This is a genomic window from Holdemania filiformis DSM 12042 (assembly GCF_000157995.1).
Lineage (GTDB): Bacteria > Bacillota_I > Bacilli_A > Erysipelotrichales > Erysipelotrichaceae > Holdemania > Holdemania filiformis.
This window is the reverse complement of the sequence record NZ_GG657573.1, coordinates 1-1,696: the sequence shown is the minus strand read 5'-3', so window position 1 is coordinate 1,696 and position 1,696 is coordinate 1. Positions and strand designations below refer to the sequence as shown.

Below are 1,696 nucleotides of genomic sequence, written 5' to 3'. Positions count from 1 at the left end.
GGTCAATAGTAAAAGTAAATGCAGGTAAAGAAGAAAATGAGTATCGGGGCAGAGTAAAAGGAGAAATTGAGCAAAAGGAAACAAAAAAAGAGCGAGATAATGAGGGAAAAGTGTTAAAATATCGGTAGAAACCAGATAAAAAAGGGTATAAGAAAAGAGATTTAGCGAAATGCAATTTATTTCGTTGAGTAAATGCAGGTGCTAAATTCGTTCTTAGGTTGACTTGTCAATGGATCTCCCTGTGTCTATTCTTTATTTGTTGAACAAACCCCGGAGGGAAAGGCAAACGTTTTCAGGAGCGATGGAAACAAGCCCTAATTTATCGAGCGTTTCGTTCCCGAAGAGAAGGCTGAATAACTCAAGAGGCGAGTGATCATTCAGTCTTTTTCTTTTATAAGAATTGATATGGCTTGAAATGAGATTCAATTCATCTTGTGTTAACTGATCGAAAGATGATCCTTTAGGATAGAATCTGCGCAACATTTCATGGTTATTCTCGCAAGTCCCTTTTTGATAGGAAGCAGCGGGATCACAGTAGAATAAACGAGACCTGGATTGATGGAAGGCATCGTTTTCAATCGCCGTCGGATTGGAAAATTCGGAGCCATTATCCGTCAGGATGACTTCAAATATTTTCTTGAATAATTCAGGACCTAATCGTTGTTCATAAAGTTGATCCATCTGTTGAATTGTAGCTTGAGAGGTATGGTGGTCGGCCAGGAAGAATAATTGAAGATTACAGGACTTGAAGAGAAACGTGAGAATCACCTTACCGCCTTTAATCCCTTCAACAGTATCCATCTCTACAACTGAAACATCCGGATGAGCTTGAACGAAGTCCAGGAAGTCCACATAAGTCCGGTGAATCCGACATTGACTATCGACCTTATGTTCTTTCCGCCCTGATTTTCTAGGCTTTAAGCGGCACTTTCGAGGCAAATCTAAATTTTTGATCTCGGGAAGCAGGTTGGCGTCAATGAGATTATAAATGGTTTTCTCATGACAAGGGAGAATATCAGCTTTAACCAGACAAGCATGATGTACTGATTGTTTATTCTCTTTAATAAGCGGAGTAAGCTCCCGCTGAATCAAAGCCAATTCAGCCTCGGTCAAATTAAATCCTGAACGGGTTTCAACGAGCCTCTGCCGATATTCCTGGTGGGCTTCTGCTGCCTTATAATCACGTTGTTCCAGGGAGCAGCGCTGCCGCTGCCGACAGCCATTACAAACATAAGGCGGATGAGAGAGAGAAGGACAGCACTCTTTTTCATAATCATGACAAACCCGGAAACAATGACCACAAAAACGACAATTCCCCTTTTGAAAATGGCACTGAGGCTGACAGACAAATTTTAGCCGGCATTCAAAGCGATGGAGGCAATCGTTCATCATGCGAGACTGAGGGTAAGAAGAACGATCGCGAATCAGCAGATGATTTCGAATCTCGCGGGAGAGAGTGGTAGAACTCTTAGAAATCAAACGAGCAATTGTGTTGAAAGAAGAACCCTGATTCAATTCGGATTGAATTGTAATCCGATCTTGCAAAGTTAAGTGACTCATAATGAGGACTCCTATCTGTACAGGGAGATACAAAATAACTATAACTCATTTGCACGAGTAAATGCAGTCCGCGTCTTTGCAAAAGTAAATGCAATTTCTTTTTGCCTTAAGGCTGCATTTACTTTTTCAATTCACA

Annotated in this window: 1 protein-coding gene; it reads right to left on the bottom strand. The window is 41.1% G+C overall.

From position 1 onward, the window contains the following. Window positions 1-252: 252 nt before the first annotated feature. Complete coding sequence (locus HOLDEFILI_RS18025; RefSeq protein ID WP_039865590.1) at window positions 253-1,560, bottom strand: IS30 family transposase; 1,308 nt, start codon at window positions 1,558-1,560, stop codon at window positions 253-255. Window positions 1,561-1,696: the final 136 nt, after the last annotated feature.